The 26,407-nt window shown below is 59.9% G+C and carries 21 protein-coding genes; 8 read left to right on the top strand and 13 right to left on the bottom strand.

Annotated elements, in window-relative coordinates; all coding sequences use genetic code 11:
* Positions 1 to 19: 19 nt before the first annotated feature.
* From FJQ89_RS18640 to FJQ89_RS18625, 4 genes are all read right to left on the bottom strand, one after another.
* Complete coding sequence (locus FJQ89_RS18640) at positions 20 to 1,228, bottom strand: ABC transporter substrate-binding protein (RefSeq protein ID WP_141171253.1); 1,209 nt, start codon at positions 1,226 to 1,228, stop codon at positions 20 to 22.
* A 70-nt stretch (positions 1,229 to 1,298) separates the two neighbouring features.
* Complete coding sequence (locus tag FJQ89_RS18635; RefSeq protein ID WP_141171252.1) at positions 1,299 to 2,021, bottom strand: ABC transporter ATP-binding protein; 723 nt, start codon at positions 2,019 to 2,021, stop codon at positions 1,299 to 1,301.
* Entirely contained in the window at positions 2,021 to 2,791 is a 771-nt protein-coding gene (locus FJQ89_RS18630) for an ABC transporter ATP-binding protein (protein ID WP_099761182.1), read from the bottom strand. The genes FJQ89_RS18635 and FJQ89_RS18630 overlap by 1 nt, the downstream gene beginning before the upstream one ends.
* Positions 2,792 to 2,924: 133 nt before the next feature.
* Positions 2,925 to 4,550 carry a GMC family oxidoreductase gene (locus tag FJQ89_RS18625; RefSeq protein ID WP_141171251.1) on the bottom strand — a complete coding sequence of 542 codons (1,626 nt, stop codon included), beginning with the start codon at positions 4,548 to 4,550 and terminating at the stop codon, positions 2,925 to 2,927.
* A gap of 1,447 nt (positions 4,551 to 5,997) precedes the next feature.
* Here FJQ89_RS18625 and FJQ89_RS18620 point away from each other — a divergent pair.
* Positions 5,998 to 6,774, top strand: coding sequence for a 5'-methylthioadenosine/adenosylhomocysteine nucleosidase (locus tag FJQ89_RS18620; RefSeq protein WP_141171250.1), 777 nt, complete (start codon positions 5,998 to 6,000; stop codon positions 6,772 to 6,774).
* Between the two features lie 75 nt (positions 6,775 to 6,849).
* Here the strand turns inward: FJQ89_RS18620 and putA are convergent, their stop codons facing one another.
* Positions 6,850 to 10,503, bottom strand: coding sequence for a trifunctional transcriptional regulator/proline dehydrogenase/L-glutamate gamma-semialdehyde dehydrogenase (gene putA / locus FJQ89_RS18615; protein WP_141171249.1), 3,654 nt, complete (start codon positions 10,501 to 10,503; stop codon positions 6,850 to 6,852).
* Positions 10,504 to 10,710: 207 nt separating this feature from the next.
* Here putA and FJQ89_RS18610 point away from each other — a divergent pair, with 207 nt between their 5' ends.
* Entirely contained in the window at positions 10,711 to 11,166 is a 456-nt protein-coding gene (locus tag FJQ89_RS18610) for an Lrp/AsnC ligand binding domain-containing protein (protein ID WP_010393827.1), read from the top strand.
* A gap of 203 nt (positions 11,167 to 11,369) precedes the next feature.
* Positions 11,370 to 12,929 carry a methyl-accepting chemotaxis protein gene (locus FJQ89_RS18605; protein WP_141171248.1) on the top strand — a complete coding sequence of 520 codons (1,560 nt, stop codon included), beginning with the start codon at positions 11,370 to 11,372 and terminating at the stop codon, positions 12,927 to 12,929.
* 138 nt (positions 12,930 to 13,067) lie between these two features.
* Here the strand turns inward: FJQ89_RS18605 and FJQ89_RS18600 are convergent, their stop codons facing one another.
* The gene (locus FJQ89_RS18600; RefSeq protein WP_034752642.1) at positions 13,068 to 14,048 is read right to left on the bottom strand and encodes a LysR family transcriptional regulator; all 981 of its coding nucleotides are present in this window, start codon (positions 14,046 to 14,048) and stop codon (positions 13,068 to 13,070) included.
* Positions 14,049 to 14,240: 192 nt separating this feature from the next.
* Here FJQ89_RS18600 and FJQ89_RS18595 point away from each other — a divergent pair, with 192 nt between their 5' ends.
* Positions 14,241 to 14,546 (top strand): hypothetical protein, encoded by a 306-nt coding sequence (locus FJQ89_RS18595; protein ID WP_141171247.1) that lies wholly within the window; start codon positions 14,241 to 14,243, stop codon positions 14,544 to 14,546.
* Positions 14,547 to 14,620: 74 nt separating this feature from the next.
* Here FJQ89_RS18595 and FJQ89_RS18590 read toward each other — a convergent pair whose 3' ends face one another.
* The 5 genes from FJQ89_RS18590 to FJQ89_RS18570 form a co-directional block, all read right to left on the bottom strand.
* Positions 14,621 to 15,217 (bottom strand): chalcone isomerase family protein, encoded by a 597-nt coding sequence (locus tag FJQ89_RS18590; protein WP_141171246.1) that lies wholly within the window; start codon positions 15,215 to 15,217, stop codon positions 14,621 to 14,623.
* Positions 15,218 to 15,318: 101 nt separating this feature from the next.
* Positions 15,319 to 15,585: a YfhL family 4Fe-4S dicluster ferredoxin gene (locus FJQ89_RS18585; RefSeq protein ID WP_141171245.1), complete on the bottom strand. Its 267-nt coding sequence runs from the start codon at positions 15,583 to 15,585 to the stop codon at positions 15,319 to 15,321.
* A gap of 14 nt (positions 15,586 to 15,599) precedes the next feature.
* Positions 15,600 to 16,097, bottom strand: coding sequence for a pantetheine-phosphate adenylyltransferase (coaD, locus tag FJQ89_RS18580; protein WP_034752633.1), 498 nt, complete (start codon positions 16,095 to 16,097; stop codon positions 15,600 to 15,602).
* 100 nt (positions 16,098 to 16,197) lie between these two features.
* The gene (gene rsmD / locus FJQ89_RS18575; RefSeq protein ID WP_141171244.1) at positions 16,198 to 16,857 is read right to left on the bottom strand and encodes a 16S rRNA (guanine(966)-N(2))-methyltransferase RsmD; all 660 of its coding nucleotides are present in this window, start codon (positions 16,855 to 16,857) and stop codon (positions 16,198 to 16,200) included.
* A 69-nt stretch (positions 16,858 to 16,926) separates the two neighbouring features.
* Positions 16,927 to 17,832 (bottom strand): DUF6279 family lipoprotein, encoded by a 906-nt coding sequence (locus tag FJQ89_RS18570; RefSeq protein ID WP_205704509.1) that lies wholly within the window; start codon positions 17,830 to 17,832, stop codon positions 16,927 to 16,929.
* 25 nt (positions 17,833 to 17,857) lie between these two features.
* Here FJQ89_RS18570 and glmU point away from each other — a divergent pair, with 25 nt between their 5' ends.
* The gene (gene glmU / locus FJQ89_RS18565) at positions 17,858 to 19,234 is read left to right on the top strand and encodes a bifunctional UDP-N-acetylglucosamine diphosphorylase/glucosamine-1-phosphate N-acetyltransferase GlmU (RefSeq protein WP_141171243.1); all 1,377 of its coding nucleotides are present in this window, start codon (positions 17,858 to 17,860) and stop codon (positions 19,232 to 19,234) included.
* A gap of 575 nt (positions 19,235 to 19,809) precedes the next feature.
* Here the strand turns inward: glmU and FJQ89_RS18560 are convergent.
* Positions 19,810 to 21,816, bottom strand: coding sequence for a sensor histidine kinase (locus FJQ89_RS18560; RefSeq protein ID WP_168208482.1), 2,007 nt, complete (start codon positions 21,814 to 21,816; stop codon positions 19,810 to 19,812).
* Here FJQ89_RS18560 and FJQ89_RS18555 point away from each other — a divergent pair.
* Positions 21,772 to 22,269, top strand: coding sequence for a winged helix-turn-helix domain-containing protein (locus tag FJQ89_RS18555; RefSeq protein ID WP_243136123.1), 498 nt, complete (start codon positions 21,772 to 21,774; stop codon positions 22,267 to 22,269). The genes FJQ89_RS18560 and FJQ89_RS18555 overlap by 45 nt on opposite strands.
* A 306-nt stretch (positions 22,270 to 22,575) precedes the next feature.
* Here the strand turns inward: FJQ89_RS18555 and FJQ89_RS18550 are convergent, their stop codons facing one another.
* Complete coding sequence (locus FJQ89_RS18550; RefSeq protein WP_141171241.1) at positions 22,576 to 23,049, bottom strand: Lrp/AsnC family transcriptional regulator; 474 nt, start codon at positions 23,047 to 23,049, stop codon at positions 22,576 to 22,578.
* 161 nt (positions 23,050 to 23,210) lie between these two features.
* Here FJQ89_RS18550 and glmS point away from each other — a divergent pair, with 161 nt between their 5' ends.
* Complete coding sequence (glmS, locus tag FJQ89_RS18545) at positions 23,211 to 25,040, top strand: glutamine--fructose-6-phosphate transaminase (isomerizing) (protein WP_141171240.1); 1,830 nt, start codon at positions 23,211 to 23,213, stop codon at positions 25,038 to 25,040.
* Positions 25,041 to 25,213: 173 nt separating this feature from the next.
* On the top strand, positions 25,214 to 26,374 hold the full coding sequence (locus FJQ89_RS18540; RefSeq protein ID WP_205704508.1) for a serine hydrolase domain-containing protein: 1,161 nt from the start codon (positions 25,214 to 25,216) through the stop codon (positions 26,372 to 26,374).
* The last annotated feature ends 33 nt before the right edge of the window (positions 26,375 to 26,407 follow it).

The following is a 26,407-nucleotide window of genomic DNA, read 5'->3' as shown; positions in this document are numbered from 1 at the left end:
TTTGGATGTTGCTACAGCCTTACTTCCACAGCGAACACTTCGATTCAGCCTTGGTCACATACGCTTGCGCACCGGGCACGGTGGCCACCACCTTGTAGTAATCCCATGGGTATTTCGACTCGGACGGTTTCTTGACTTCCATCAGGTACATATCGTGCACCATGCGGCCATCGGGACGCACTTCGCCATTCTGCGTGAACATGTCGTTGATCTTGGTCTTCTTCAGATACGCCATGACTTTCTCGGTGTCATCCGTGCCGATCGCCTTGACGGCTTTCAGGTAGTTTGCTGCGGCCGAATAGTCGGCCGCCTGCAACATCGACGGTTCCTTCTTCATCTTGGCGAAATAGCGTTTCGACCAGGCGCGCGTTTCCGCATTCAAGTCCCAGTACCAGCCATCGGTCAGGTACATGCCTTGCGTCAGGTTCAGGCCCAGCGAATGGATGTCGTTGATGAAGATCAGCAGACCGGCCAGCTTCATCGATTTCGTCAGGCCGAACTCGTTGGCCGCCTTGATGCTGTTGATGGCGTCGCCGCCGGCATTGGCCAGGCCCAGGATTTGCGGCTTGGACGATTGCGCCTGCAGCAGGAAGGACGAGAAATCCGAGGCGCCCAGCGGATGCTTGACGCTGCCCAGCACCTTGCCGCCGGCCGCCTTGACGACCTCGGCCGTGTCTTTTTCCAGCGAATGGCCAAACGCGTAATCGGCCGTCATGAAATACCAGCTCTTGCCGCCCTGCTTGACGATGGTGCCACCCGTCCCGCGCGCCAGCGCTACCGTGTCGTAGGCGTAATGCACGGTGTAGGGTGTGCATTCTTCATTCGTCAGGCGCGAGGAACCGGCGCCGATGGCAATGAAGATTTTTTTCTTTTCTGCCGCCACCTTGGCCATGGCCAGGCTGGCGCCGGAATTGGTGCCGCCGATCAGCATGTCGACACCTTGCTGGTCGAACCATTCACGCGCCTTGGAGGCGGCGATGTCGGCCTTGTTTTGATGGTCGGCGGAAATGAATTCCACCTTTTTGCCGGCCAGTACCACGCCGGCATCGGCGATCGCCATCTTGATGGCTTCCGCGCCACCGAGGCCGTCGACGTCGGAATACACGCCCGACATGTCGGAAATAAAACCGATCTTGATGGTGTCGCCCGATACCTGGGCGTGCGCGGCGCTGGACAAGCCCAGTGCGCAAAGAGTGGCGGTGGCAATGGCGATAGCGTTACGTTTCATAGTGTCTCCGTTGGGATTATTGTTTGCTATTTAAACGATTGCTCGACGACGATACGGAACTACATGGGCATTACACGCCAAGCAGCTCGGTCAATACCGGCATCTTGGCTTCCAGTTCGGATGCAGCAAAAGTCTCGACGATCTGACCGTGCTCCATCACATAAAACCGGTCTGCCAGCGGTGCGGCAAACCGGAAATTCTGTTCCACCATGACGATGGTGTAACCCTTCGCTTTCAGGGTGGTGATCATGCGCGCCAGCCCTTGCACGATGACGGGCGCCAGGCCTTCGGAAATTTCATCGAGCAGCAGCAGGCGCGCGCCCGTGCGCAGGATGCGCGCCACCGCCAGCATCTGCTGTTCCCCGCCCGACAATCGCGTGCCCTGGCTATGGCGGCGTTCCTGCAAATTCGGGAACATGGCGTAGATTTCCTCGACCGACATGCCCTTCTCGCCGCTGGCCAGGGTGGGCGGCAGCATCAGGTTTTCCTCCGTCGACAGCGAGGAAAAAATGCCGCGCTCTTCAGGACAATAGCCGATGCCCAGGTGGGCGATTTTGTGCGTGGCCAAACCTATCGCTTCGACGCCATTGACTTTGATGGAACCCGTGCGCGCGCCCGTCAGCCCCATGATGGCGCGCAAGGTGGTCGTGCGGCCGGCGCCATTGCGGCCCAGCAAAGTCACCACTTCGCCCTGCTCCACTTTCAGGTTCACATCGTGCAGGATGTGCGATTCGCCATACCAGGTGTGCAGTTGTGCAATTTCCAGCGCGGGTGCCTTGTTACTAGCGCTCATCAATGTGCCCCTTCCAGTTCGGCGTGGGTGGTGCCCATGTACGCTTCCATCACTTGCGGATTGCGCGACACTTCCGCGTAACTGCCTTCGGCCAGCATGGCGCCGCGCTGCAGGACAGAAATCTTGTCGCAGATGCCAGAGACCACGCTCATATTGTGTTCCACCATCAAAATGGTGCGGCCGACCGAGACTTTCTTGATCAGTTCGGTGACGCGGTGCACGTCTTCGTGGCCCATGCCCTGGGTCGGCTCGTCGAGCAGCATCATTTCCGGTTCCATCGCCAGGGTGGTGGCAATTTCCAGCGCCCGCTTGCGTCCGTACGGCATGTCGACCGTGATGGTATCGGCAAACTCCGTCAGGTCGACTTCGGCCAGCAAGGCCATGGCGCGGTCATTGAGCCGGTTCAAGGAACGCTCGCTTTGCCAGAAGTGGAACGAGGTCCCCAGCTGGCGCTGCAAGCCGATACGCACATTTTGCAGCACGGATAGATGCGGGAAGACGGCGGAAATCTGGAAGGAACGGATCACGCCCATGCGGGCGATCTGCGCCGGTTTGGCTGCCGTAATATCTTTCCCATTGAACAGGATCTGTCCACCGGTGGGGACCAGGAATTTGGTGAGCAAGTTGAAACACGTGGTCTTGCCGGCGCCGTTAGGACCGATCAAGGCGTGGATATGGCCCCGCTCTACCTTCAGGTTCACCTCGCTCACTGCGGTGAAACCCTTGAATTCCTTGGTCAAATTTCTTGTTTCCAAGATTACGTTTGACATCGTGTCTCCTAGTTGTACTTTTTGTACTACTTAGTCATTTTTATAATACACAACTTAAATTTAACGCACAATACAGTATAACTACGGGGATTTTTCACCAGCCCGAATAGCGCAAACCCGCGCTTTGCCACAGTCATTTCCAGGCCGCATGTATCATTTGCGCCGCTTTTTCCGCAATCATCACGGTGGGCGAGTTCGTGTTACCAGAAGTAATGTACGGCATGATGGAGGCATCGACCACCCGCAAGCCGTCCACGCCGAGCACGCGCAGCTGGCTGTCGACCACGCTCGACGCATCGCCTGCCACGCCCATGCGGCATGTGCCCACGGGATGAAAGATGGTGGTGCCGATCTGGCTGGCCGCCTGCGCCAGCTCTTCCTCGCTCTGGAATTGCACACCAGGCTTGTATTCCTGTGGCGCAAATTTTTTCAAGGCCGGCGCGGCGGCGATGGCGCGCGTCAGGCGCAAGGCGTCGGCCGCGACCTTGCGGTCCGGCTCGGTACTCAGGTAATTGGGCACGATCTTCGGCGCCGCATAGCTGTCGGCGCTGGCGATGTGCACGTGACCGCGCGAAGTGGGGCGCAGATTGCAGACGCTGGCCGTAAACGCGGGAAACGCGTGTAGCGGTTCGCCGAACTTGTCCAGGGAGAGCGGCTGCACGTGGTATTGCAGGTTCGGTGTGGCTTGCTGCGCATCGGACTTGGCGAACGCGCCCAGCTGCGACGGCGCCATCGACATGGGCCCGCTCTGAAATAGCGCATATTGCAAGCCGATCTGCATTTTGCCGACAATATTGCTGGCCATCACGTTCAAAGTCTTGACGCCCTGCACTTTAAAGACCATACGCAACTGCAAGTGGTCCTGCAAATTGCCGCCCACGCCAGGCGCATCGAGCACGGGCGTGATGCCGTGTTCGTGCAGCAAGGCGGCCGGGCCGATGCCGGACAGTTGCAGCAATTGGGGCGAACCGATGGCGCCCGCCGTCAGCAGGGTTTCACGCCGGGCCGTCGCCTGCCACTGCGTGCCGCCGCCCGTAAACACGATGCCCGTGCAGCGCGGTCCCGATTCTGTCGCCTCCAGCAGCAGACGTTCCACGTGGCAACCCGTCATGATGGTCAGATTCGGGCGCCGCGATGCCGGTTTCAAAAACGCTTTGGAGGTATTCCAGCGGATGCCGCGCCGCTGGTTGACGTCGAAATAGGCGCTGCCGCTGTTGTCGCCACCGTTGAAATCGCTGGTTTTCGGAATGCCGACCTGCTGCGCCGCGTCGCGGAACGCATTCAAAATATCCCACGACAGCCGCTGTTTTTCCACACGCCATTCGCCACCCGCGCCATGGTTTTCCGACGCGCCGCCGTGGTAATCCTCGCTTTGTTTAAACAGCGGCAAGACTTTATCCCAGCGCCAGGAGGCGTCATCCGTCAGGTCGGCCCAGTGGTCGTAATCGCCGGCCTGGCCGCGCATATAGATCATGCCGTTGATGGAGGAGCTGCCCCCGAGCACTTTTCCGCGTGGATACATCAAGCTGCGCCCGCCCAGGCCCGCGTCCGCCTGGGTGGAATACAGCCAGTCCGTGCGGGGATTGCCGATGCAATGCAGATAGCCGACGGGGATGTGTATCCACACGTAATCGTCCTTGCCGCCCGCTTCCACGAGTAAAACGTTGGCATCCTTGTCGCGTGTGAGCCGATTGGCCAGCACGCAACCTGCCGTACCGCCACCCACGATGATGTAGTCGTATTCGCCTGCCGATTCCAATGAAGCTCCTTTCGGTATGCCATCAAGCTGTCGCGCGGCGTGTCTCCCCGCCGCGTCCCGTTACCAGAGTCTGTCTTTCTTCATGCATGCATGGCTGTTGAGCCGCATTGAGATTACCACCAGTGCCGGGCCAGAGCGACATTATTCGTGGCAAGCCTCGCGACACGCTCAAAAGCAGGGTAAAACAGGGGGCTGCAAGCTGTGGATAACCGTATGGATATCCACAGGGACGATATGTGCGTAAACGAAAAATTTTTTCGGCGGCGTTTTTTTGTCCAGAAACCGTCCCAGGCAGATACAAGCCTTACTCAGCGCTTATCCGCACGCCAAGCGATTGTTTACAAGGATAAATCGGGACTTATCCACAGAAGATGCCGCCGTTAACTACTATTACTATTCTTGTATACGATCTTGTTAAGGTAAACCCGACAACGCGCGCTTTGCCTATGCTTCGCACTCGGAAAGGTTCACCAGCCTGTCTTCAAAAAAAAGCGACAAACGGCTGACAAAAAAAATCGCGCCAACAACTGAGCAACGAAAGCCGGCGTGGCCGGCATCACGCACACAGCACTGCCAAACCGTTTTGCAAAATGGAAACGTCAACAGACCTGACCAGGCACAGTGCCAGCAAGCCATTCAATGTCAAAAAGAGGGAAATTTACAACGATTGTGGATAAGTCACTTGATATCCACAGGATGATTTGTGAGTAAACACGAACTTTTACGCAGGCCCGCATTTTATACAATTTTGCTCCTCGCGTGATACAGCGATTATGCACGCTTTATTTTGCGCGTAAACGATTGATCCTGTTGAAAAAAAGCGACTTATCCACAGAAAAATCCGCGTTTACTATTACTACTATTTTTATATATAGATCTATTGTAAACCGATAAAAAAAGCGGAAGTCCGGGGATATTTTCAAAAAGCATGCAAAAAGCATCCCCAAAAAAAGCCAACGGCGACAGCGCGACCCACTGCCAAACCGTCTTGCAGGAATCACCTCGATGCCAGCGTTCGCGCAAGAACAGCACCCGTGGTCGCTCAAGCTTGATTGCCAAACAGGGATCTGAGCGTACGATGCACATCAAACATGTCACTACAGCAAGAAAACCCGTGATTTTTGCTTGCTGCTGTGGATAAGTGCCTGCATATCCACAGGATGAGATGTGGGAAAAGTCGATCTTTGTCCACAGCCCGATTTTTATCCCAAACAAGTCCTCGCTCGATACAATGCTTGTGCGCCTACTTTTTTGTGCGCCAAGTAGATGATTTTTATACGGTATACCGACTTATCCACAAAAAAATGGCCGTTTACTATCACTACTATTTTTATGTATACATCTTTATTTAAAACACAGAGACAAACGCGAACGGTGGAAAAGTCGCCAAAACAGCTGTTTTCACCATGTAAACCGTCTGGCAATTCAAAAAACCTGTAAAAACAGCATGAAATCACACAAAAAAATGCGTTTAGGCATCATCAGTGCCTTGCACGAAGAACAGCAGGGGCTGGTAGAAGCCATGCAAGGCCCCCAGAGGCGTTCGCACGGCATGCGCGACTACACCCTGGGGACCTTGTGGAATATCGACGCTGTGTGCGTCCTGTCGCGTCTGGGCAAGGTTGCCGCTGCCATGACAGCTTCTATCCTTGTGGAAAAGTATGGAGTTACCCACATCGTCTTCACCGGCGTGGCCGGTAGTGGGGATAAACACGTCAAAGTTGGCGATATCGTGGTGGCGGAAGCATTGCTGCAGCACGATATGGATGCCCGCCCCCTGTTTCCCCGCTTCGAAGTACCGCTGACGGGCTTGCAGCGTTTTGCCACGGACCTGGAACTGAGCACGCAACTGGCAGCTGCCGCCGAAGATTTCCTGCGTGACGATGTTTCCAGCGTGCTCAAGGCGGCCGATATCGTGGCATTTGGCTTGCAGCACGCGCAAGTGCACCGGGGCCTGATCGCCAGCGGCGACCAGTTCATCAGCAGCGCCGCGCATCTGCACCAGCTCAAAGTGGATATCCCCGACCTGCTGGCCGTCGAAATGGAAGGTGCCGCCGTGGCGCAAGTCTGTTTTGAACTGGGCGTGCCGTTTACGGTCATGCGCACCATTTCCGACAACGCCAACGAAAAGGCCGCCGTCGACTTCATGCGTTTCGTGCAAACCGTCGCCTCGCCGTATGCGTTTACGGTGATCCAACAGCTATGCCAGCGTCTGGCTGGCTGATTTTTCATCACGCGTGCATAAAAAAAAGGCAGAACCACTGGTTCTGCCCTTTTACATTCACTGCCTGCTTACATTTTAAACGCTGAGCATCATTAAACTCGCGTTACCACCGGCTGCCGTCGTATTCACGCACAGCGCCCGCTCAGCGACCAGGCGCCATAGGGGGATGACACCCTCCTGCGTGGTGGCGATGGTGCCCACCAGGGCCCCTTCCCGTGCCGCCAGCAGCGGTTTGAGCTGGCCATCGAGGCTAGCCTCGATCATGGCGATCTGGAAATCATGCTGGACCGACGCCAGGCTGCTGACGACCTGGATGCGGTCCTTCAGCGCCGCCGGCAAGTCGCCCGGGATCAACTCCGGCGATTGTGCCAGCACCAGGGCCTGGTTTCCGGTGGCCAGGACTGCCGCCAGCTGGTTCATCAAGGTGCCGGAGGTGGCCGCCGCGCACAGAATCGTGCCGCGTGCCGCAAAGCTCAGGGTATTGCGTTCACCGGTTGGGCCTGGCAAGACGGTGCTGCTGCCCAGCAAGGTCGTGCGCGCGTATTCCTGCGCCAGTTGCTGCACCTGGTCGTGGCCATGCATCTTGGCCCACACGGTCAGCGCATCGAGCGCTGGCGGCGCCTGGCGCTGGTGCTGCGCACCGGCCGGTGCATTGCGCTGCAGGCGTTTCAGGTACAAGGGGCCGCCCGCCTTCGGACCGGTCCCCGATTTGCCTTCGCCGCCGAACGGCTGCACGCCGACGACGGCGCCGACGATGTTGCGGTTCACATAAATATTGCCCACGTGCGCGCGTTTGGTGATGAAAGCTATGGTTTCATCGATGCGCGTATGGATGCCCAGGGTCAAGCCGTAACCGCTGTCGTTGATCGATTGCACCAGTTGCGGCAGTTCGGCCCGCTTGTAGCGGATCACGTGCAGCACGGGACCGAAGACTTCCTGCGTCAATTGCGCCAGCGACTTGATTTCCAGCACGGTCGGGGCGACGAACGTGCCTTTGACGGTCGGCAAATCGAGCGAATAATGGTCGATGGCCACGGTTTTCATCTTGTTGATGTGTGCCAGCAGATTGCTTTGCGCTTCCGCATCGATGACGGGACCGATATCGGTGGCCAGGCGGTCAGGATTGCCAACGCGCAATTCCTGCATGGCGCCCTTCAGCATGTGGATGGTCTTGTCGGCAATTTCCGCTTGCAGGAACAGCACGCGCAAGGCCGAGCAGCGCTGGCCGGCGCTATCGAAAGCGGACGACATCACGTCTTGCACTACTTGCTCCGGCAAGGCGGACGAATCGACGATCAGGGCATTTTGCCCACCCGTTTCGGCGATCAGGGGAATATCGATGCCTTCGGCCACGGCGCGTGCGGCCAGGTTGCGGTTGATCAATTGCGCCACTTCCGTCGAGCCCGTGAAAATCACGCCTTTCACGCGCACGTCATTGCACAGGCCGGCGCCAACGATGTCGCCGCTGCCGGGCAAAAATTGCAGCGCACCGCGCGGCACGCCCGCCGCATGCAGCAATTGCACGGCGCGGTGGGCGATCAGCGGCGTTTGCTCGGCCGGCTTGGCCAGCACCACGTTGCCGGCGGCCAGGGCGGCGGCCAGTTGGCCCGTAAAGATGGCCAGCGGGAAATTCCACGGGCTGATGCAGGTAACGGGGCCGAGCGCCAGGGTGTTCGGCGCGTGTTCCACCTGCGCCGCGTAGTAGCGCAGGAAGTCGACGGCTTCGCGGATTTCCGCGATCGCGTTTGGCAAGGACTTGCCCGCTTCGCGCACGGCCAGGGCCATCAGCTCGATATGGTGTTCTTCGAACAGGTCGGCCGCGCGTTGTAGCGCTTGCGCGCGGACCGAAGGCTCCGTGGTTTGCCAGTCGATGGCATACGCACTGGCACTGGCCAGGGCCGTTTCCACGTCGGCCGGACCGGCTTCCATGACCTTGCCCACGACATCGTCGTGCTGGGCCGGATTGTGCAGCATGTGCGTAGGGCCATTCAGGCTGACCGCGCCATCGATCAGCGGCGCTGCCTGCCAGGTCTGCTGCTGCGCCAGGCCGGTGGCCAGGGTGCGCAAGGTGTCTTCATTCGACAGGTCCAGGCCGGCCGAGTTCCTGCGTTCGCTGCCAAACATGTCCAGTGGCAGTGGAATCGACGGGTGCGGCAAGCCGCCCTGCAGGCGCGCCTGTTCCAGGGGATCGCGGATCAGGCTATCGATGGCCACGCTTTCATCGACGATCTGGTTGACGAACGACGAGTTGGCGCCGTTTTCCAGCAGGCGGCGCACCAGATAGGCCAGCAGGGTTTCATGCGAGCCGACGGGCGCGTAGATGCGGCACGGCTTGTCGAGATTGTCGGGGCCGACGACCTGGTCGTACAGGGTTTCGCCCATGCCGTGCAGGCACTGGAATTCGTAGTCGCTAATACCGTCGCGCTTCGCCCAGGTATAGATGGTCGCCAGGGTTTGCGCGTTGTGCGTGGCAAATTGTGGATAGATCAGGCTGCTGGCGGCCAGCAGTTTTTGCGCACACACGAGGTAAGAGACGTCCGTGTAGACCTTGCGTGTGTAGACGGGATAGCCTTCCTGGCCATCGACTTGCGCGCGTTTGACTTCCGCATCCCAATACGCGCCCTTGACCAGGCGCACCATGAACTTGCGGCCGCTGCGCTGCGCCAGGTCGACCAGGAAATCGATGGCGAAGGGGCAGCGTTTTTGATACGCCTGCACCACGTAGCCGATGCCGTCGAAACCGGCCAAATCTGTATCAAAGGCAAGCGCTTCCATCAGGTCGAGCGACAGTTCCAGGCGATCCGTTTCTTCCGCATCGATGTTGAAGCCGATGTTGTACTGTTTGGCCAGCAACAGCAGTGCTTTGACCTTCGGCAGCAATTCTTCCATGACGCGGGCGCGCTGGGCGCGGCTGTAGCGCGCATGCAGGGCCGACAGTTTCACGGAAATGCCGGGGCCGTTGCGGATGCCGCGCCCGTTCGAGGCCTTGCCGATGGCATGGATCGCCGTTTCGTATGAGGCATAGTAGTTGGCCGCGTCCTGCTGCGTCAGGGCCGCTTCGCCCAGCATGTCGTATGAGTAGCGGTAGCCGCGCGTTTCATTCTCGCGGCTGTTTTTCAGCGCTTCCTCGATGGTCTGGCCTGTCACGAACTGGTTGCCCAGCATGCGCATGGCCAGGTCGACGCCTTTGCGGATCAGCGGTTCGCCGCCTTTGGCGATGAGCTTGGTCATGGCCGAGCCGAGGCCCGTTTCGCTGCTGGTACTGACCAGTTTGCCGGTAATCAGCAAGCCCCAGGTGGCCGCGTTGACGAACAGCGACGGCGATTCCCCCAGGTGCTTCTTCCAGTCGCCCTTGCTGATTTTGTCGGCGATCAGGCGATCGGCCGTCTGACTGTCGGGTATACGCAACAGCGCTTCAGCCAGACACATCAATGCAACACCCTCTTCCGACGACAGCGAGAATTCGTGCATCAGTGCATCGACGCCGGAGGCGCGTGTGCGTTTGTGGCGCACGTTCGAGACCAGGCGGTGCGCCAGCGCTTGCCCTTCGGCCGTCGTTTCGGTACTGCTGGGGCGCACTTGTTGCAACAGCCACTGCACGGCGGAAACCTCATCGCGCCTATAGGCGGAGGTGATGGCGGCGCGTTGGGGTGTCGCTTCGGGCAGGATTTCTGCCTGGAACGCAGCAAAAGGAATCGGGGTAAAAGCCGAGGGGCCTGCAGGGTGCATAAGTGCTCTTTACAAGGAAAAAGGGGACGAAAACTGACGTAATTCTTGCTCTTTTTTGGTGCAAAAAAATACAGAAAGTCGGACGTTAAGATGATTCGATTGTAAAGGGGATTCTTATGGATTAATTCTGGTAATACAGGGGGCTAGCAATAGATAGTTTTTGATGCGACAATTTAACCAAATAATATTAATTTGGGGGTGATGGTAATGCTGGACAAGATCAGTAAGAAAATCTTGATGGAATTGCAGAGCGATGGACGCATCAGCAATGTGGAGCTGGCTGCGCGCGTGAACCTGTCGCCGGCCGCCTGCCTGGAGCGCGTGCGCAAATTGCACGAATCCGGTTACATCATGGGCTATACGGCCCAGTTGAACCCGCAGCTGCTCGACGTCTCGCTGCTGGTGTTCATCGAAGTGGTGCTCGATCGCACGACACCGGAAGTGTTCGACGCCTTCAAGCATAGCGTACAAATCATCCCAGAGGTACTGGAATGTCATATGGTCGCTGGCGGTTTCGATTACCTGGTCAAGGCGCGCGTCAAGGACATGGCCGCCTACCGCGAATTCCTGGGCAAGACGCTGTTGCAGAAAGGTGTGCGGGAAACCCACACTTATGCCGTCATGGAAGAGGTCAAAAACACCACCAAATTGCCAATTAAGTGACCTTGGTGTAGCCGCCCCACTTTTCTGATTGAGCTATCGGAACAAATGTTGTAGGGTAGAACTACACACTGCTATCCAGTAGCCGCCTGAAACGCCGCGCAGACGTGATGTTCAGGGTGCAAGGTGGGCAATCGTGCCCACCCGCATACGGTTACAGCACGTCCCTTTCGCGGGACGTGACGGGTTCGCGCAGCGGGGGACAAATGAAGCAGTTGCAGCATCAGCTGGTGCGTTTCTTTGCATTCACGATCCTGGCCATGGCCGTCGCCTGTTGCCTGGCCTATCTGCTGCTGCTGTCGGGCGGCGACCATCCATATCTGATAGCCTGCGTGGCTGCCGCCATCGGCGCGGCGCTGCTGGCGTTCGCCGGACGTCCGCGCGGCGAGCCGGGCTTGCACCAGTTCGCCGACACGGTGGGCAACGCCATCGACGCCATCATGATCGGCGCGGCGGAAACCTCGTATTTTGTCGATTCCGTCAAACAGAAGGTGGAACTCGATGTGCGCACGGCCAGCGACATCGCCGACAGTTCCGCACAAAATGCCGTGATGACGGAAAAGATCGCCGCCAACGCGGAACGGGCCGCCAAGGTCGCCGCCGGCGTGCGCGTGGAAAGCGTGGCGGCGCGTGCCGAAGTCGATCAGGGGCTGCACCGCATCAACAAGGCCCGCGAGGAAGCGCAAGGCGCCTCCAGCACCATGCTGAGCTTGCAGGACAAATCCAAACGCATCACGGGCTTTACGGAAGCCATTTCCGATATTTCCGCGCGCACCAACTTGCTGGCGCTGAACGCCGCCATCGAGGCGGCGCGTGCCGGCGAGCACGGGCGTGGTTTTGCCGTGGTGGCGGGGGAAGTGCGGCAATTGGCGCAGCGCACCAAGGAAGCCTCCGATGAAATCAGCGTGATGGTGCGCGAAATCAATGAACAGTCGGAAAAAGCTGCGCGTGGCATGAGTTCGCTGGCGGAGGGCGTGACGGAAGCGGCGCGCAATGTGGAAAGCGTGCATGCCTCGCTCAGCCATATCGAACAGTCATCGGGCGAGTCCGAGGACGCGATCGGGCAAATCGCCCGCGCCTCGCGCGAACACGTCGAGACGACGCAGCTGATCGCCGACGCCATCGAGCAAATCCGCGACAGCATGCTGTCGACGAATGTCGCATTGCCGCGTGCCACGCAGTCGGCCATGGCCCTGGCAGAGCGGGCCGAGGCGATCGCCGGCGCTTTGGGCGAATCGAGTGTGGCCACGCCGCACGATGAAATCCGCGAGACGGCCCAGCGCGCCGCGCGCGAGGTGGGCAAACTGTTCGAGCAAGCGATCGCGTCGGGGCGCATCACGCGCGAAGCCCTGTTCGATCGCCACTACCGGCCCATCCCGAACACCAATCCGCCCAAGCACAACACGAAGTTCGACGCGTTTACGGACAAGGTCTTGCCGGAGCTGCAGGAAGGCGTGCTGGCGGCATTGCCCCATCTGGCGTATGCGGGCGCCGTCGACAACAATGGATACTTTCCGACGCACAACAAGAAGTTTTCCCAGCCGCTGACGGGCGATTACGCCACCGATATGGTGAATAACCGCACCAAGCGCATCTTCAGCGACCGCACGGGCAAGCGCTGCGGCAGCAATACCAAGCCTTTCCTGCTGCAGACCTATAAACGCGACACGGGCGAAGTCATGCACGATTTATCCGTGCCGATCCACGTCGATGGCAAGCACTGGGGCGGTTTCAGGATTGGTTACCGCTCCAGCAGCCACGCATGAAGAACATCTGATTAAATCTACTGCGCGTCGTAATTTGCGGCCTGCGATGCTCACTGTGCTAGAGCACAGTTCCGCTTCTCGGCCACAACTTACTTCCGTTCGCTACGATTTTCTCAGACGTTCGTGCCGTTAATTTTTTCACTCGATATGGGGCTTGGGTGCCACGCCGCCGCCGGCCGCCGTGGCCGTGCGTAAAGTGGGCGTGTTCATGCTTTCCAGATGATTACGCAGCCATTTGTGGGCGGGGCTGCGCGCATCGCGCTCGTGCCACAGCATGTCCAGGTGGACCGCTGGCAGGGTCAATGGCAAATCCTTGTACAGCAAGGACTCCGTCATGCCCGTTGAGGCGATCAAATGGCGCGGCAAGACGGTGATCAGGTCGGAATTGGCGACGACTCTGCCTGCCGTGAAGAACTGGTTGACCGTCAGCAAGATGCGCCGTTCGCGGTGGATCTGCGACAGCGCTTCGTCGATCAAGCCATGCGCGCGGCCGGAAAAGCTCACCAATAAATGGTTCGCCGCGCAATAGTTATCCAAGGTTAATTCCTTGTCGGCCAGCGGATGGCCGCGCCGCATCACGCACACATACTTGCCGGAATACAAGCGCTCGTGGCGGATGGGCGAACCCGTTTCGCTCGACAGTTGCGCCGCCACGCCGGGAAAGAAGCCCACAGCCAGGTCGATATCGCCGCGCAGCAACATGGGACGCGGTTCGCGCGTGGTCAGTGGCATCATGCGCACGTTGACGCCCGGTGCTTCCCGTTCGATCGAGCGCATCAGCGAGGGCAGCCAGAAGGCGGCCGTCGCATCGGCCATGGCCATGCGGAAAGTGGCGTGGGTCTTCGACACGTCGAAGGTTTCCGGCGTGACGGCCGCTTCCAGGCTGGCCAGGGCCGAGCGCACGGATGGCCACAGCGCTTCGGCGCGGGGCGTGGGTTTGACGCCATATGCGGTGCGGATCAGCAATTCGTCACCGAGGCTCTCGCGCAGGCGTTTGATGGCGTTCGATACCGCCGGCTGCGTCATCGCCAGGTGGCCGGCTGCGCGCGTCAGGTTTTGTTCCGTCATGACGGCGTCGAAAACACGCAGCAAGTTCAGATCCAGCGTCAGAAAACTCATGGAAAGCCCAAGATAAAAGTTGAATTGATTACTTGAGAGTGTAAACCGCGCCGCGCGCGAATATTTTCACTCGTCAAAAAATATTACCGTTTTCCATTCACGATTCATATAATTGGTATCAAGAAATGGAATTAGATTTATATGTTGCACTGCACTATAGTACTGGCAAATTCTATAATGCACTGGAACAGTATGTCTACCTTCGCCGCCGCCCTGTACGCAGTATCCGCACCCGTGCTGGAGATTTCCCTGCTGAACGCCCTGCAACTCGTGCTGGTGATCGTCGCCGTGGGCGCGTTCGCCCTGCTGTTCAAGCCTTTGCTGGTGGGCATCGCCCGCGCCATGGTGCTGGTGGTGCGTCCCAAGCTGAGCCGCGAAGAGCGCCTGGCGCGCCAGCAGATGCGCGAAGCGCAAGCCTTGCAACGCACCCTGGGCACGATGGATGGCGTGTCGCCCAGCAATGCCACTGAATTGCGCGCCCTGTCGACGCGCGCCTGAGCGCTAAATTGTTGCAGTATGACAAGCCGGCCTGCGCCGGCTTTTTTTACGCCCGCGTTTTGCTTCAGGCCGCTTTAGGCCATATCGCCCAGCAAATGCGCGCGCAGCAAGCTGTCGGCCGGATGGGCGCCGATCCAGATCTTCAGCAGCGCATTATAAAAAGCCAGGTCCGGTACCGTGTCGCCCACCTGCTTGCCGTTCAGCTTGCACAACGTTCCCTCTTCCGGCAGCCAGTCCACCGTCAGGATGTCGCCTTTTTTCAGGCCGGGCACCATGGCGAACATGGCGCCGAACTGCATCGTTTGGCTCAGCAGGCGCGTGCGGTCGGCCTGGTCGGAGCTGCGCTTCAAGCCCTGCATGAAGGCGTGACCCAGCTCGTCGGAAGTGATGTCGCGCAGCATGACGATTTCCAGACGGCGCGGCCCCGGCAGGGCCAGGATGTCGGTCAGCTGGGTTTTCTTTTCCGGCAGGTACAGCGCAATCGTGTAGACCTTGAAGATGACCTTGTAGCGCACGCCAGCGCCGTTGAGTTTCAACTCGCGGCTGGCCAGCTGCACGGTCTCGTCCAGTTTGACGCCGCCCACCTCGATGGCCAGCGCTGCTTGTGCCAGGGCAGCGCACAGGCAGGCACAAGCCAGGGAGCGGCCCAAGCGGGATGTGCTGATTTGCATCTTCTACCTCCGTGGAAACCATGGGCTGTGGATAACTGAGCACACAGTGTAGAACAGTTGGTAAAAGAGGGCCGCGCGGAGCGGCGGCGGGAGGGAAAAGCTTAGGTTTTTGCGGCAGGCAGCTCGGCCTGCAGGCGTTCGTACTTGGCCATCAGCTGTTCCGGCGTTTCGCGCCAGGCGGGATTGAAGGGGATGCAGCTGACGGGGCACACTTGCTGGCATTGCGGCTCGTCAAAGTGGCCCACGCATTCGGTGCACTTGTTGGGATCGATTTCGTAGATTTCCGCGCCCATGTAGATCGCGTCATTCGGGCACTCGGGCTCGCAAATATCGCAATTGATGCATTCGTCGGTGATCAGTAATGCCATGATTTCACTCTTACTTATTGCGATGATGCAGCGTTGGCAGCAATCTTGTTTTGCAGCCAGCGGTTCACCGAGGGGAAGACAAACTTGGAGACGTCGCCGCCCAGTGCCGCGATTTCGCGCACGATGGTGCCCGAAATGAACTGGTACTGGTCGGACGGTGTCAGGAACATGGTTTCGACATCGGGCAGCAGGTAGCGGTTCATGCCCGCCATCTGGAATTCGTATTCGAAGTCGGAGACGGCGCGCAAGCCGCGCACGATGACCCGCGCTTCATGCTTGCGCACGAAATCCTTGAGCAGTCCGGAAAAGCTTTCCACTTGCACATTCGGATAGTGACCGAGGACTTCGTTGGCGATTTCCAGGCGTTCGTCGAGCGAGAAAAACGGTTGCTTGTTCTTGCTGTCGGCCACACCGACGATCAGCTTGTCAAACAGACCCGATGCACGGCGCACCAAATCTTCATGACCGCGCGTGAGCGGATCGAATGTTCCTGGATAAACGGCTACAACCATTGCGGCTCCCTGATGATGCACCAATATAGACGCGCATTATGCCTGAAATTGGTGCTGCGCCTCGGGCCAGGGAGCCTTTTTGCCTCATTTATAGGCAGATTCAGGCAGTTGCCGGCACTTTGTTGTAAGTTAGCAAATGATAATAAACGGTGCCCGCCTTGTCGGCACGGATGACTTCCCACGGCGCCATCCACTCGGGTTTGTCCAGTTCGCTGGCTTCATCGAAGACCAGCGGCAAGCCCGATTCCGCGTAGACCATGCCGCCTTCCTTGAGCAGGTTGGCGCACAAGGGCAGCACTTTGGCCAGGAAATCCTGCTGGTAAGGCGGGTCGAGGAAGATCAGGTCGAAACGCTGGCCGCGCGATGCCAGGCCTTGCGCCGTCAGCAGGGCGTCGCCGCGCAGCAGTTGCACATTCTCGGCGCGCAATTTCACCTTGTTTTCTTCCAGTTGGCGGATCACGGGCGTATGCGTGTCGACCATGGTGACGGACGCCGCGCCGCGGCTGGCCGCCTCGAAGCCCAGTGCGCCGCTGCCGGCGAACAGGTCCAGCACCTGGGCGTTGGCCCAGTCGCCGTCGCGCAAGTGGTTGATCCAGTTGAATACGGTTTCACGTACGCGGTCTGGTGTCGGGCGCAGTCCCAGTGCCTGTAAAACAGGCAGCACGGAACGCTTCCACTGGCCGCCGATGATGCGCACCTGGTTCGGTGGCGGCGCGTGGTGGACGGGGACTTTGGCGGGTTTCTTAATTTTCTTTTGCATGGGTATTTCTTCAATTCGGTGGCGGCCACTATAGCATATGGCCCCACCTCCCCTGCTGGCGCTGCCTGTCTATTTGGCTTGTGTGGCCAGGGAATTGAAATCGTCGATCCAGCCCTGCATGCGCTTGACGGCGTGGGCTTTTTGCGCCGGCGTGGCGATCTTGATCACCGTCAAGACCATCTGCGCCGTGCTGCTTTCGTAGGCATCGAAGAAGGCCTTGCGCTCGGAATGTTCCAGGCGCTCGAAACTGTCCTTGATCAGCGTCGTGATCAAGGTCGCGGCCGCTTCCTTGCCGAGCTTTTCCTGGTGGACTTTCTTGACCAGGTTCAATACGTTCTGCTGGCGCCGCATGCGTTCGTCGAGCCAGATCTCATTGTTCAGCGGACGCGCGTCGGACGCCTTGCGGATGATCGCTTCCTGCTCGCTGCTGAAGCTGCCGAACCACAGTTCGAATTGCTCCATGGCTTTCTTGTAGCGCAGTTTCTGGCGCTTCTCCTGGTCGCCGCTCAGGTATTTCTTGCGGTAATCGTCATTGTTGGACTTGAACTTCTTTTCCATCTGTGCGATCTGCTCGGGCTTGAGCGAGCGCGCCAGGTCGGCCAGTTCGGGCGCCGCCTTCAGCAGCAACGCCTGGGTGCGCTGCTTGATCTCGCCGTAGTCGGCCATCAGGTCTGCTTGCGTGATATTGCCTTGCAGCTGCTTCTGGCCCGTGCGCAGGATGTCCACGTAATCCTTCAATTGCGTCTTGCGGTGCCAGTCGAACAGCTTGTCAATGTCGTCGCGCACCCAGCCCTTCTGGTCGCGGTCCAGGTCGACATACGCATTCAGCCACCAGTACAGCACGGTATCGCCATTGTTGTAGGCCAGGCGCAAGCCGCTGCAGCCGGCCATGACGACGAGCATGAGGGCCAGCACGGCATAAGTAAACCGCTTGAAGGGCGTGGAAGTGGGGGCCTGCGTGTTAAACTTTTTCATATTCTTAACTTATAAAAGACGGTCTATGAACGTTGTCATTCTCGCTGCCGGTATGGGCAAACGCATGCAGTCGGCATTGCCCAAGGTATTGCACCCGTTGGCTGGCAAGCCGCTGTTGTCGCACGTCATCGACACGGCGCGCGGCCTGGCGCCGTCCCGATTATGCGTGATTTACGGGCATGGGGGCGCCGCCGTGCTGAAGTTGCTCGACGGCTACAAGACCAGCCATGCCCTGGCGATCGACGCTGCCGAGCAAACGCAGCAGTTGGGCACCGGCCATGCGGTGCAGCAAGCCGTGTCCTTGCTCGATGACAGCGTACCGACCCTGATCCTGTACGGCGACGTGCCGCTGACCAGCGCCGCCTCCCTGCAGCAACTGGTGCAGGCCGCCGGCAAGGACAAGCTGGCCATCTTGACCGTGGAACAGGACGATCCCTTCGGCCTGGGCCGCATCGTGCGCGAGCACGGCGCCATCGTGCGCATCGTCGAGGAAAAGGATGCCACGCCAGAAGAGCGCGCCATCAAGGAGATCAACAGTGGCATCATGGTCGCGCCCACCGTGCAGCTCAAACAATGGTTGTCGGCCTTGTCGAACGACAATGCGCAGGGGGAATACTATCTGACCGATATCGTCGCGCAAGCCGTCGCCGATGGCGTGGCCGTCACCTCGGCCCACCCGGCTGCCGTGTGGGAAGTGGCGGGCGTCAACAGCAAGGTGCAACTGGCGCAGCTGGAACGCATCCACCAGAACAATATCGCGCAAGCGCTGCTCGAGCGTGGCGTGACCCTGCTGGACCCGGCCCGCATCGACGTGCGCGGCGAACTCATTTGCGGCCGCGATGTCACCATCGACGTCGGCTGTGTGTTCGAAGGCAGAGTCGAACTGGGCGATGGCGTGCGCGTGGGCGCCAACAACGTCATCATCAACGCCACGGTGGCCGCTGGCGCGCACATCAAGCCGTTCTGCCATATCGAGGACGCCGTCGTCGGCGCCGCCTCCATCATCGGCCCCTACGCGCGCCTGCGCCCCGGCACGGTCCTGGCGGAAGACGTGCATATCGGTAACTTCGTCGAAGTGAAAAACAGCCAGATCGCCGCGCACAGCAAGGCCAACCACCTGGCCTATATCGGCGACGCCACCATCGGCTCGAAGGTCAACATCGGCGCCGGCACGATTACCTGCAACTACGATGGCGTGAACAAGTTCCGCACGGTGATTGAAGACGACGCCTTTATCGGCAGCGACAGCCAGCTGATCGCGCCCGTCACCGTCGGCAAGGGCGCCACTCTGGGCGCCGGCACGACCTTGTCGAAAGATGCGCCGGCCGGCAAGCTGACGGTCTCGCGCGCACGGCAAGTGACCATCGACGGCTGGACGCGCCCCGTGAAAATCAAGAAGTAAGCGCAACGTGCCGTTTTGCACACAGGCAGGTCTCGCGACCTGCCTTTTTTATTTGTGGATAACTATGTGGGTAAGCCGCCGCACAAGTAGCGGATAAGTCTGTGTGCAAGCCCGTGCATAAGCTGTTGGCAAGTTTCTTCCTGCTGCCTGGCATGCGCCTGTCGCTCCCTTTTCCTTCGATTGCCGCTCGCCGCCAGCATTGTCGCGGCGCTTATCCCTGCATTGTGGATAAGTCTGTGCGTAAGGCTGCGGATAAGCGCTGGATAGCCTGGGTACAAGTGGGGATAACTGTTTTTTTGCCACCGGCTTGCCTTTGGTTGCTGTGGGTAAGCCTGTGGAAAAGCGCGTGAATAGGCGGTGGATAGCATGTGTGCAAGTGCTGCCATCGATCAGGGCAGGCCTGGCGACATAGGCACGGGTATTCCACTGCTGCCCGCCCAGTTCACATCTGGCCCGGCACCGGGATACACGGCGTTGCGCTGGTCCAGGTTTTGCAGGCGCAGCAGAAGGGAAGAATGTGACGTTGGGCAAATCTGAGTAATTCCCGACTGATTCAGTCGGGAATGCCGGGGCAGTCAGGCGGGCAGGCGCAGGGCGAAGCTGATGGTGCCGTTGTTGCCGGCGCTGTCGAGGGTGACCTGGCCGCCGTGCAATTCGGCGATGCGCTGTACCAGGTACAGGCCCAATCCTGCACCAGCCTTGTGCTGGGCGATGCGGCCGCGGAAGTATTTCTGGAACAGGCGCGGGATTTCATCGGCAGGCAGGGGCTCGCCCGCATTGCTGACGACGATTTGCACGCCGCCGTCATCGAGTGTGGCGGCTTGCACGCGAATCGCCTGGGTCTGCGGCGCATGCCGGTCAGCATTGCTGAGCAGGTTGCGCAGGGCCACGCGCAGCAGGCTGGCATCGGCCACGACGCTGTCGGGCAGCGCCTGTACGCTGGCATCGATGCGGCCGTCGGGCCATTCGGCCAGCAGGGCGTGCAGCAGGGCGCGCAAGTCGCATGGCTGGGGACGGAATGTCGCCGCGCTTGTTTCCATGCGGTCTGCGCTCAGGTATTCATCCACCAGTGCCGTCATGCGGCCGCTCGCTTCGCGCAGGTTCTGGCAGCGCTGCAGGGTTTTTTCCCGTGGCGCCTCCGTGTTGCGGGCAATCTGCTGGGCCGTGGTGTTGATGATGGCCAGCGGCGTGTGGAATTCATGCGACACCATGGCAACGAAATCCTGCTGTTCTTCGCGCGTGCGGGTTTCCACTTCCAGGGCGGCACGCAATTCGCCTTCGAGTGCGGCGCGCCGGCCGATTTCCTGTTGCAGCGCCAGCGTGCGCCGCGCCACCTGCTCTTCCAGCCGTTCATTCAGGGCGCGCACGGCACGCACGGCTTCGGCCTGTGCCCTGTCCTTGGCGCGGCGCAATTCCGCGTAGCGGCGGTTGAGGCGCAGGCTCATCAGCATCATGTGGACAAAGGCGCCCAGGGTGGCGGCATGGTTGGTCCAGAAATTCGGCGGCACCACGGCCATGTTGCGCAGGAAGCTGATGATGACACCGGCGTAGAAGATGCCGAAAATGAACAGAAAGGCATGCGCCGGGCGATGGCCGCGCAGCGCCAGCCAGCTGGCCAGGCCGATGAACAGCACGATCAGCGGCAAGGCCGTCATTTGCACCACCAGCACGCCTGCAGCATAGTCGCCGCCCAGCACCAGCAGCGCCCCGAACAGGGCGGCGGCGGCCGTGATGCCCACCACGGCACGGCTGAAACGGGGATACAGGGCGGGCAGCTCCAGCTGCAAGGTGGAAAAACGCGCGCCGATGGCAATCGACATGGCCATCGATACGCCCAGCATGGGGTCGGACAAGCCGTTCGGCATGGCGAAGATTTGCTGGGGAATGGCGATCGTCAGCGCTTCCGTGGTGGCATTCGTCAACACATACAGCAGGTACCAGCCGCTGTGGGCTTCGCGTGTCATGCGCCAGAAAAAGATATGGAACAGGATCAGCAGCAAATAACTGCCGAACTGCAAGCCGTAATACAGGTATTCGCGGCGCGAGGCGTTGTCGAAGGCATCGCTGGGCAGCAAGGTCAGCTCCGTCGACATGGCTTTCTTGCTCTGCAGGCGTACCAGCCAGCGCTGCGGCTGACCGGGTTGCAACTGCACGGGAAACACCACCTGGCGCGCATCGATGGGCCAGGCGTCGCGGATCACGTCGGCGCCCGCCTCTTGCCGCAGCCAGTGTCCGGCCTGGTCCTGGCGATACAGGCGCACGTCATCGAGCACGGCGTTGCTAAAGCGCAATACCCATTCATCGGGCGACTGCGCCGCGCGCGTCACCTCCAGGCGCAGCCAGATGGCATCCTGCGTATAGCCGGCACTGACGGCGCCAGGCAGGGGGCGCCAGCCGGGCGCGGCCAGTGCGGCCTGCGGACCCAGCTGGCCGGAGGGGTCGCGCAGCATCTGCATGTGGCCGCTGGTCGACACGGGTTGACCGCTGGCTGGCAGCAACAGTGGCGCCGATACGGGCGCGGCCGCCCCGGCCAGCGCTTGCAGGGTGGTGAACAACAGGACAATGGCGAGCAGGATTTTCATGGCGCAGGAGCTTACCATGCGGGGCATGACGCCCCTGCGGCTTGCTATTACCTGCCCAAGAGCGCCGACCTGGATGAACTGGCGGCCACCCTGAGCGCGCTGGCGCGGCGCCTGGGCGAACCGGCCGCTGCTGCCATTGCGGCGCCCGTCACGGCCTGGGTGCTGGAACTGGGGCCGCGCCGCCTGCTGCCGCCCGGAGGCGACGCCATTGGGCTGTCGCAACAGGATGTGACGGTGCTGCACGTCCTGATGGCCGAACCGGAGCGTATCGTCAGCCGCCAGCAGATCGTCCAGTCGCTGGGCGAGAATTTCCTCTGCTATGACCAGCGCCGCCTGGACACCCAGATCAGCCGCCTGCGCCGCAAGGAGGAGGCCGCCGGCATGACCTTGCCCATCAATACCGCGCGCAATGCCGGCTACCGGTTTTATGCCGACGCGCAAGTGCGTCCCTGAATGTTCCCTTTGCGCGCGGCTGTGGATAAGCCTGTCGATAAGTGGTGCAAAAGCCTGTTGGCAAGCTGTGGGAAAGCGGTGTAAAAGTCAGCGTGGCAATGCTTCGCTCGTGGGTATGAATAAGTGCAACACGCTTGCCGGGGTACGGCCTCGTCCAGTCTGGAGTTTGCTGGAGAAAAATCGTCCTGCCATCGCTCGCGGCGCCTGGCCTGCTTGTGTATAAACCTGTGTAAAAGTGCCGTATAAGCGGTGCGCAAGACGCGTATAAGCATGTGGGCAAGCGGTGGATAATCGGCGCATGGCAAATCAGATGGCGATGCGTGTCTCGAACTTGCTGCGAAACGTGGAAAAGTAGCTTTTCACGTTGCGCACATTCGCGTGCGCGGCAAACAGGCGGTGCGCCAGCGCGTGATACGCGGGCATGTCGGCCACCTGCACCATCAGCACGAAGTCGGGTCCGGGCGAGACGCGGTAGCACTGCAGCACGGCGGGCTCGTCCGCCACGACTTGCTCGAATTCCGCCATGCGTTCCGCCGCCTGCACGTCGAGCGTGATTTCCACGATGGCCGTCAGGCGCGCGCCCACCAGCTGCGGCGCGACGATGGCCACTTGCCGCTCGATGACGCCGCTTTCCCGTAAATGCTTGACGCGCCGCAAACAGGTGGGCGCCGAGACATGCACCGAGCGCGCCAGTTCACTGTTGGTTTGCGATGCATCAATTTGCAAGGCGTTCAGGATGCGACGATCGATCTCGTCGAGAGTAATGTTGTGTTCGCTCATGATTTTGATGAATTAGAGAATAAATTGAGTTTAAATGAAATAATATTTCACCGCAAAATAGGTGTGAAATATTCAGTCAAAAATACACATATTTAGAAAGCATATTTCATGCGCTCTGCATTAGCATGCGTGCATTGATGAATTTTTAGACAGAGGTTTCCATGTGCGGCATCGTCGGCGCGGTAGCGCAACGTAATATCACTCCCATCCTGCTCGAAGGCTTGAAGCGCCTGGAATACCGTGGCTACGATTCCTGCGGTATCGCCCTGCACGCCGATGGCCGTTTGCAGCGTTCGCGCTCCACTTCGCGCGTGGCCGAGCTGGAAAAGCAGATCGCCGAAGAGGGCTTGAGCGGTTTTACGGGCATCGCCCACACGCGCTGGGCCACGCATGGCGCCCCTGTCAACTTCAATGCCCACCCGCACTTTTCCCCAGCGGAAGAGAACGCCCGCGTGGCGCTGGTGCATAACGGCATCATCGAAAACCACGATGAGCTGCGCGCCGAACTGACGGCCTTGGGTTACGTCTTCCAGAGCCAGACGGATACCGAAGTGATCGCCCACCTGGTCGAGCACATGTACAACGGCGATTTATTTGAGACCGTGCAGCAGGCCGTGAAACGCCTCGATGGCGCGTATGCGATCGCCGTCTTCTGCCGCGATGAGCCGCACCGCGTGGTGGCCGCGCGTCAGGGCTCGCCCCTGATCGTCGGCCTGGGCAATGGTGAAAACTTTGTCGCCTCCGACGCCATGGCGCTGGCCGGCACGACGGACCAGATCATCTATCTGGAAGAAGGCGACGTAGTCGACCTGCAACTGTCGCGCTGCTGGATCGTCGACGTCGATGGCAAGCCCGTCGAGCGCGAAGTGAAAACCGTGCATGCGCACACGGGCGCTGCCGAGCTGGGTCCGTACCGCCACTACATGCAGAAGGAAATCTTCGAGCAGCCGCGCGCTATCGGCGACACGCTCGAAGGCGTGACGGCCATCATGCCGGAACTGTTCGGCGACAAGGCCTATCCCATCTTCAAGCAGATCGACCGCGTGCTGATCCTGGCCTGCGGCACCAGCTCGTATGCGGGCATGACGGCGAAATATTGGATCGAAGCGATTGCGAAAGTGCCCGTCAGCGTGGAAGTGGCCAGCGAATACCGTTACCGCGACAGCGTGCCGCACCCGAACACGCTGGTCGTCACCATTTCGCAAAGCGGCGAGACGGCCGACACCCTGGCCGCCCTGAAACATGCGCGCAGCCTGGGCATGTTGCACACCTTGACCATCTGCAACGTGGCCACCAGCGCCATGGTGCGCGAATGCGCGCTGGCCTACATCACGCGCGCCGGCGTGGAAGTGGGCGTGGCCTCCACCAAAGCCTTCACCACGCAGCTGGCGGGCCTGTTCCTGCTGACCCTGTGCCTGGCGCAAGTCAATGGCCGCCTGTCCGAAGAGCAGGAAGCGGCGCACCTGAAAGCCATGCGCCATCTGCCCGTCGCCATCGCGTCCGTGCTGGCGCTGGAACCGCAAATCATCGCCTGGTCCGAGGAATTCGCGCGCAAGGAAAACGCCCTCTTCCTGGGCCGCGGCATGCATTACCCGATCGCCCTGGAAGGCGCGTTAAAGCTGAAGGAAATTTCCTACATCCACGCCGAAGCGTATCCGGCCGGCGAACTGAAGCACGGCCCGCTGGCCCTGGTGACGAATGAAATGCCCGTCGTCACCATCGCGCCGAACGACGCCCTGATCGAAAAGCTCAAATCGAACATGCAGGAAGTGCGCGCCCGTGGCGGCCAGCTGTACGTCTTCGCCGACGTGGATTCCCGCATCAGCTCCGGCGAAGGCTTGCACGTCATCCGCCTGCCCGAGCACTACGGCGATTTGTCGCCGATCCTGCACGTGGTGGCGCTGCAATTGCTGGCGTACCACACGGCACTGGCGCGTGGCACGGATGTGGACAAGCCACGCAATCTGGCGAAGTCGGTGACGGTGGAGTAAGCAGGCCGGGGGCCGTCCCGGGCCACCAGGAACGGAAAGAAACGCCACCTCCGGGTGGCGTTTTCTTTTATCCAGCACCGCCGTTCACTATCTGGACAAACCATACGAGTGACTTTTTTCTGTCACCGCGGAATCCATTGTGCGAGAATGCCCCTCCCCCCTGGATGGTGCGCATGATGATAAAACTCGCCGCAATCATGACTGGAATGACACTCGTGCTGGCAGCTTGCAAGCCCGCAGCCACAGCACCTGCGCATGATATTCCTGCGGCAATGCGCCAGACCGCGACCACCCTGCTGCAGTCAACATTGCTGCACGCGACCTCGATTGCTGTCGTGTATCGCGGCAAGGAATTCATTCTGCATCAAGGCGAGCTGGAGACCGGCAAAGCCAATCCGCCGAACGATACAACGCTGTATGAAATCGGCTCGGTCAGCAAAACTTTTGCTGGCCTGCTACTGGCGAACGCCGTGCTGGATGGGAAGGCGGCGCTCGACGATCCCATACAAAAGTACCTGGCGGATGCCTACCCGAACCTGCAGTCGCAGGGGCAGCCCATTCGCCTGCGCCATTTGGTCACGCACACCAGCAATATGCCGGGCATGTTGCCATTGCAGGTGAACACCGTCTTGCAGGATTTCACGGCACACGCCACGCCGGCAAAGCTCAATGCAGCCTACGCCAACTACGGACAACAGCAATTCTGGCAGGACTTGCACACGGTCAGCATCAAAGGTCCGCTTGGCAAGGACTATGCATATTCCAGCGCCGGTAGCGAACTCATTGCGCACACGCTCGAAAAAATCTACGGCATGCCCTATGACGTCCTGCTCACGCAATTCCTCGCGCGTGAAGCCGGCATGCAAGATACCAGGCTGAGAATCACCGCCAGGGATACCGGCCGGCTGGCGCCCGGCTACCACAGCGACAATCCCGTCATGACCACACCGATGCCACAACTGCCTTGGGGGGCGGCCGGCAACCTGAAGTCGACCATGCCGGATATGGTGAAGTACCTGCGCCTGCAATTGGGCGCCCATCCCGCGGTCGTCGAATCGCACCAGCCTTTGGCGCGCTTTCAGGACGACTTCAGCATCGGCTATTTCTGGAACATCGGCAGCAATCGCCAGCTGGGCACGCATTATGTGCACCATGGCGGCGTGCCACGCGCGCAAAGCTACGCCTACGTCGTTCCTCAATATCAGCTTGGGGTCTTCATCATCACCAACCAGAGCGGCGACGCGACTGCCGGTGCCATGGAAAGCGCGCTGGCGCATATTTTCGACACGGTGGAATCCATGGAAAGCGCGAAGCAGGCTGGGCCCAGGGAATAGCCGCGCGTGATGTCGCTCGCGCGCCAGGGCTGA

The organism is Janthinobacterium tructae (assembly GCF_006517255.1).
GTDB lineage: Bacteria > Pseudomonadota > Gammaproteobacteria > Burkholderiales > Burkholderiaceae_D > Janthinobacterium > Janthinobacterium tructae.
This window is presented reverse-complemented; position numbering and strand designations above follow the sequence as displayed.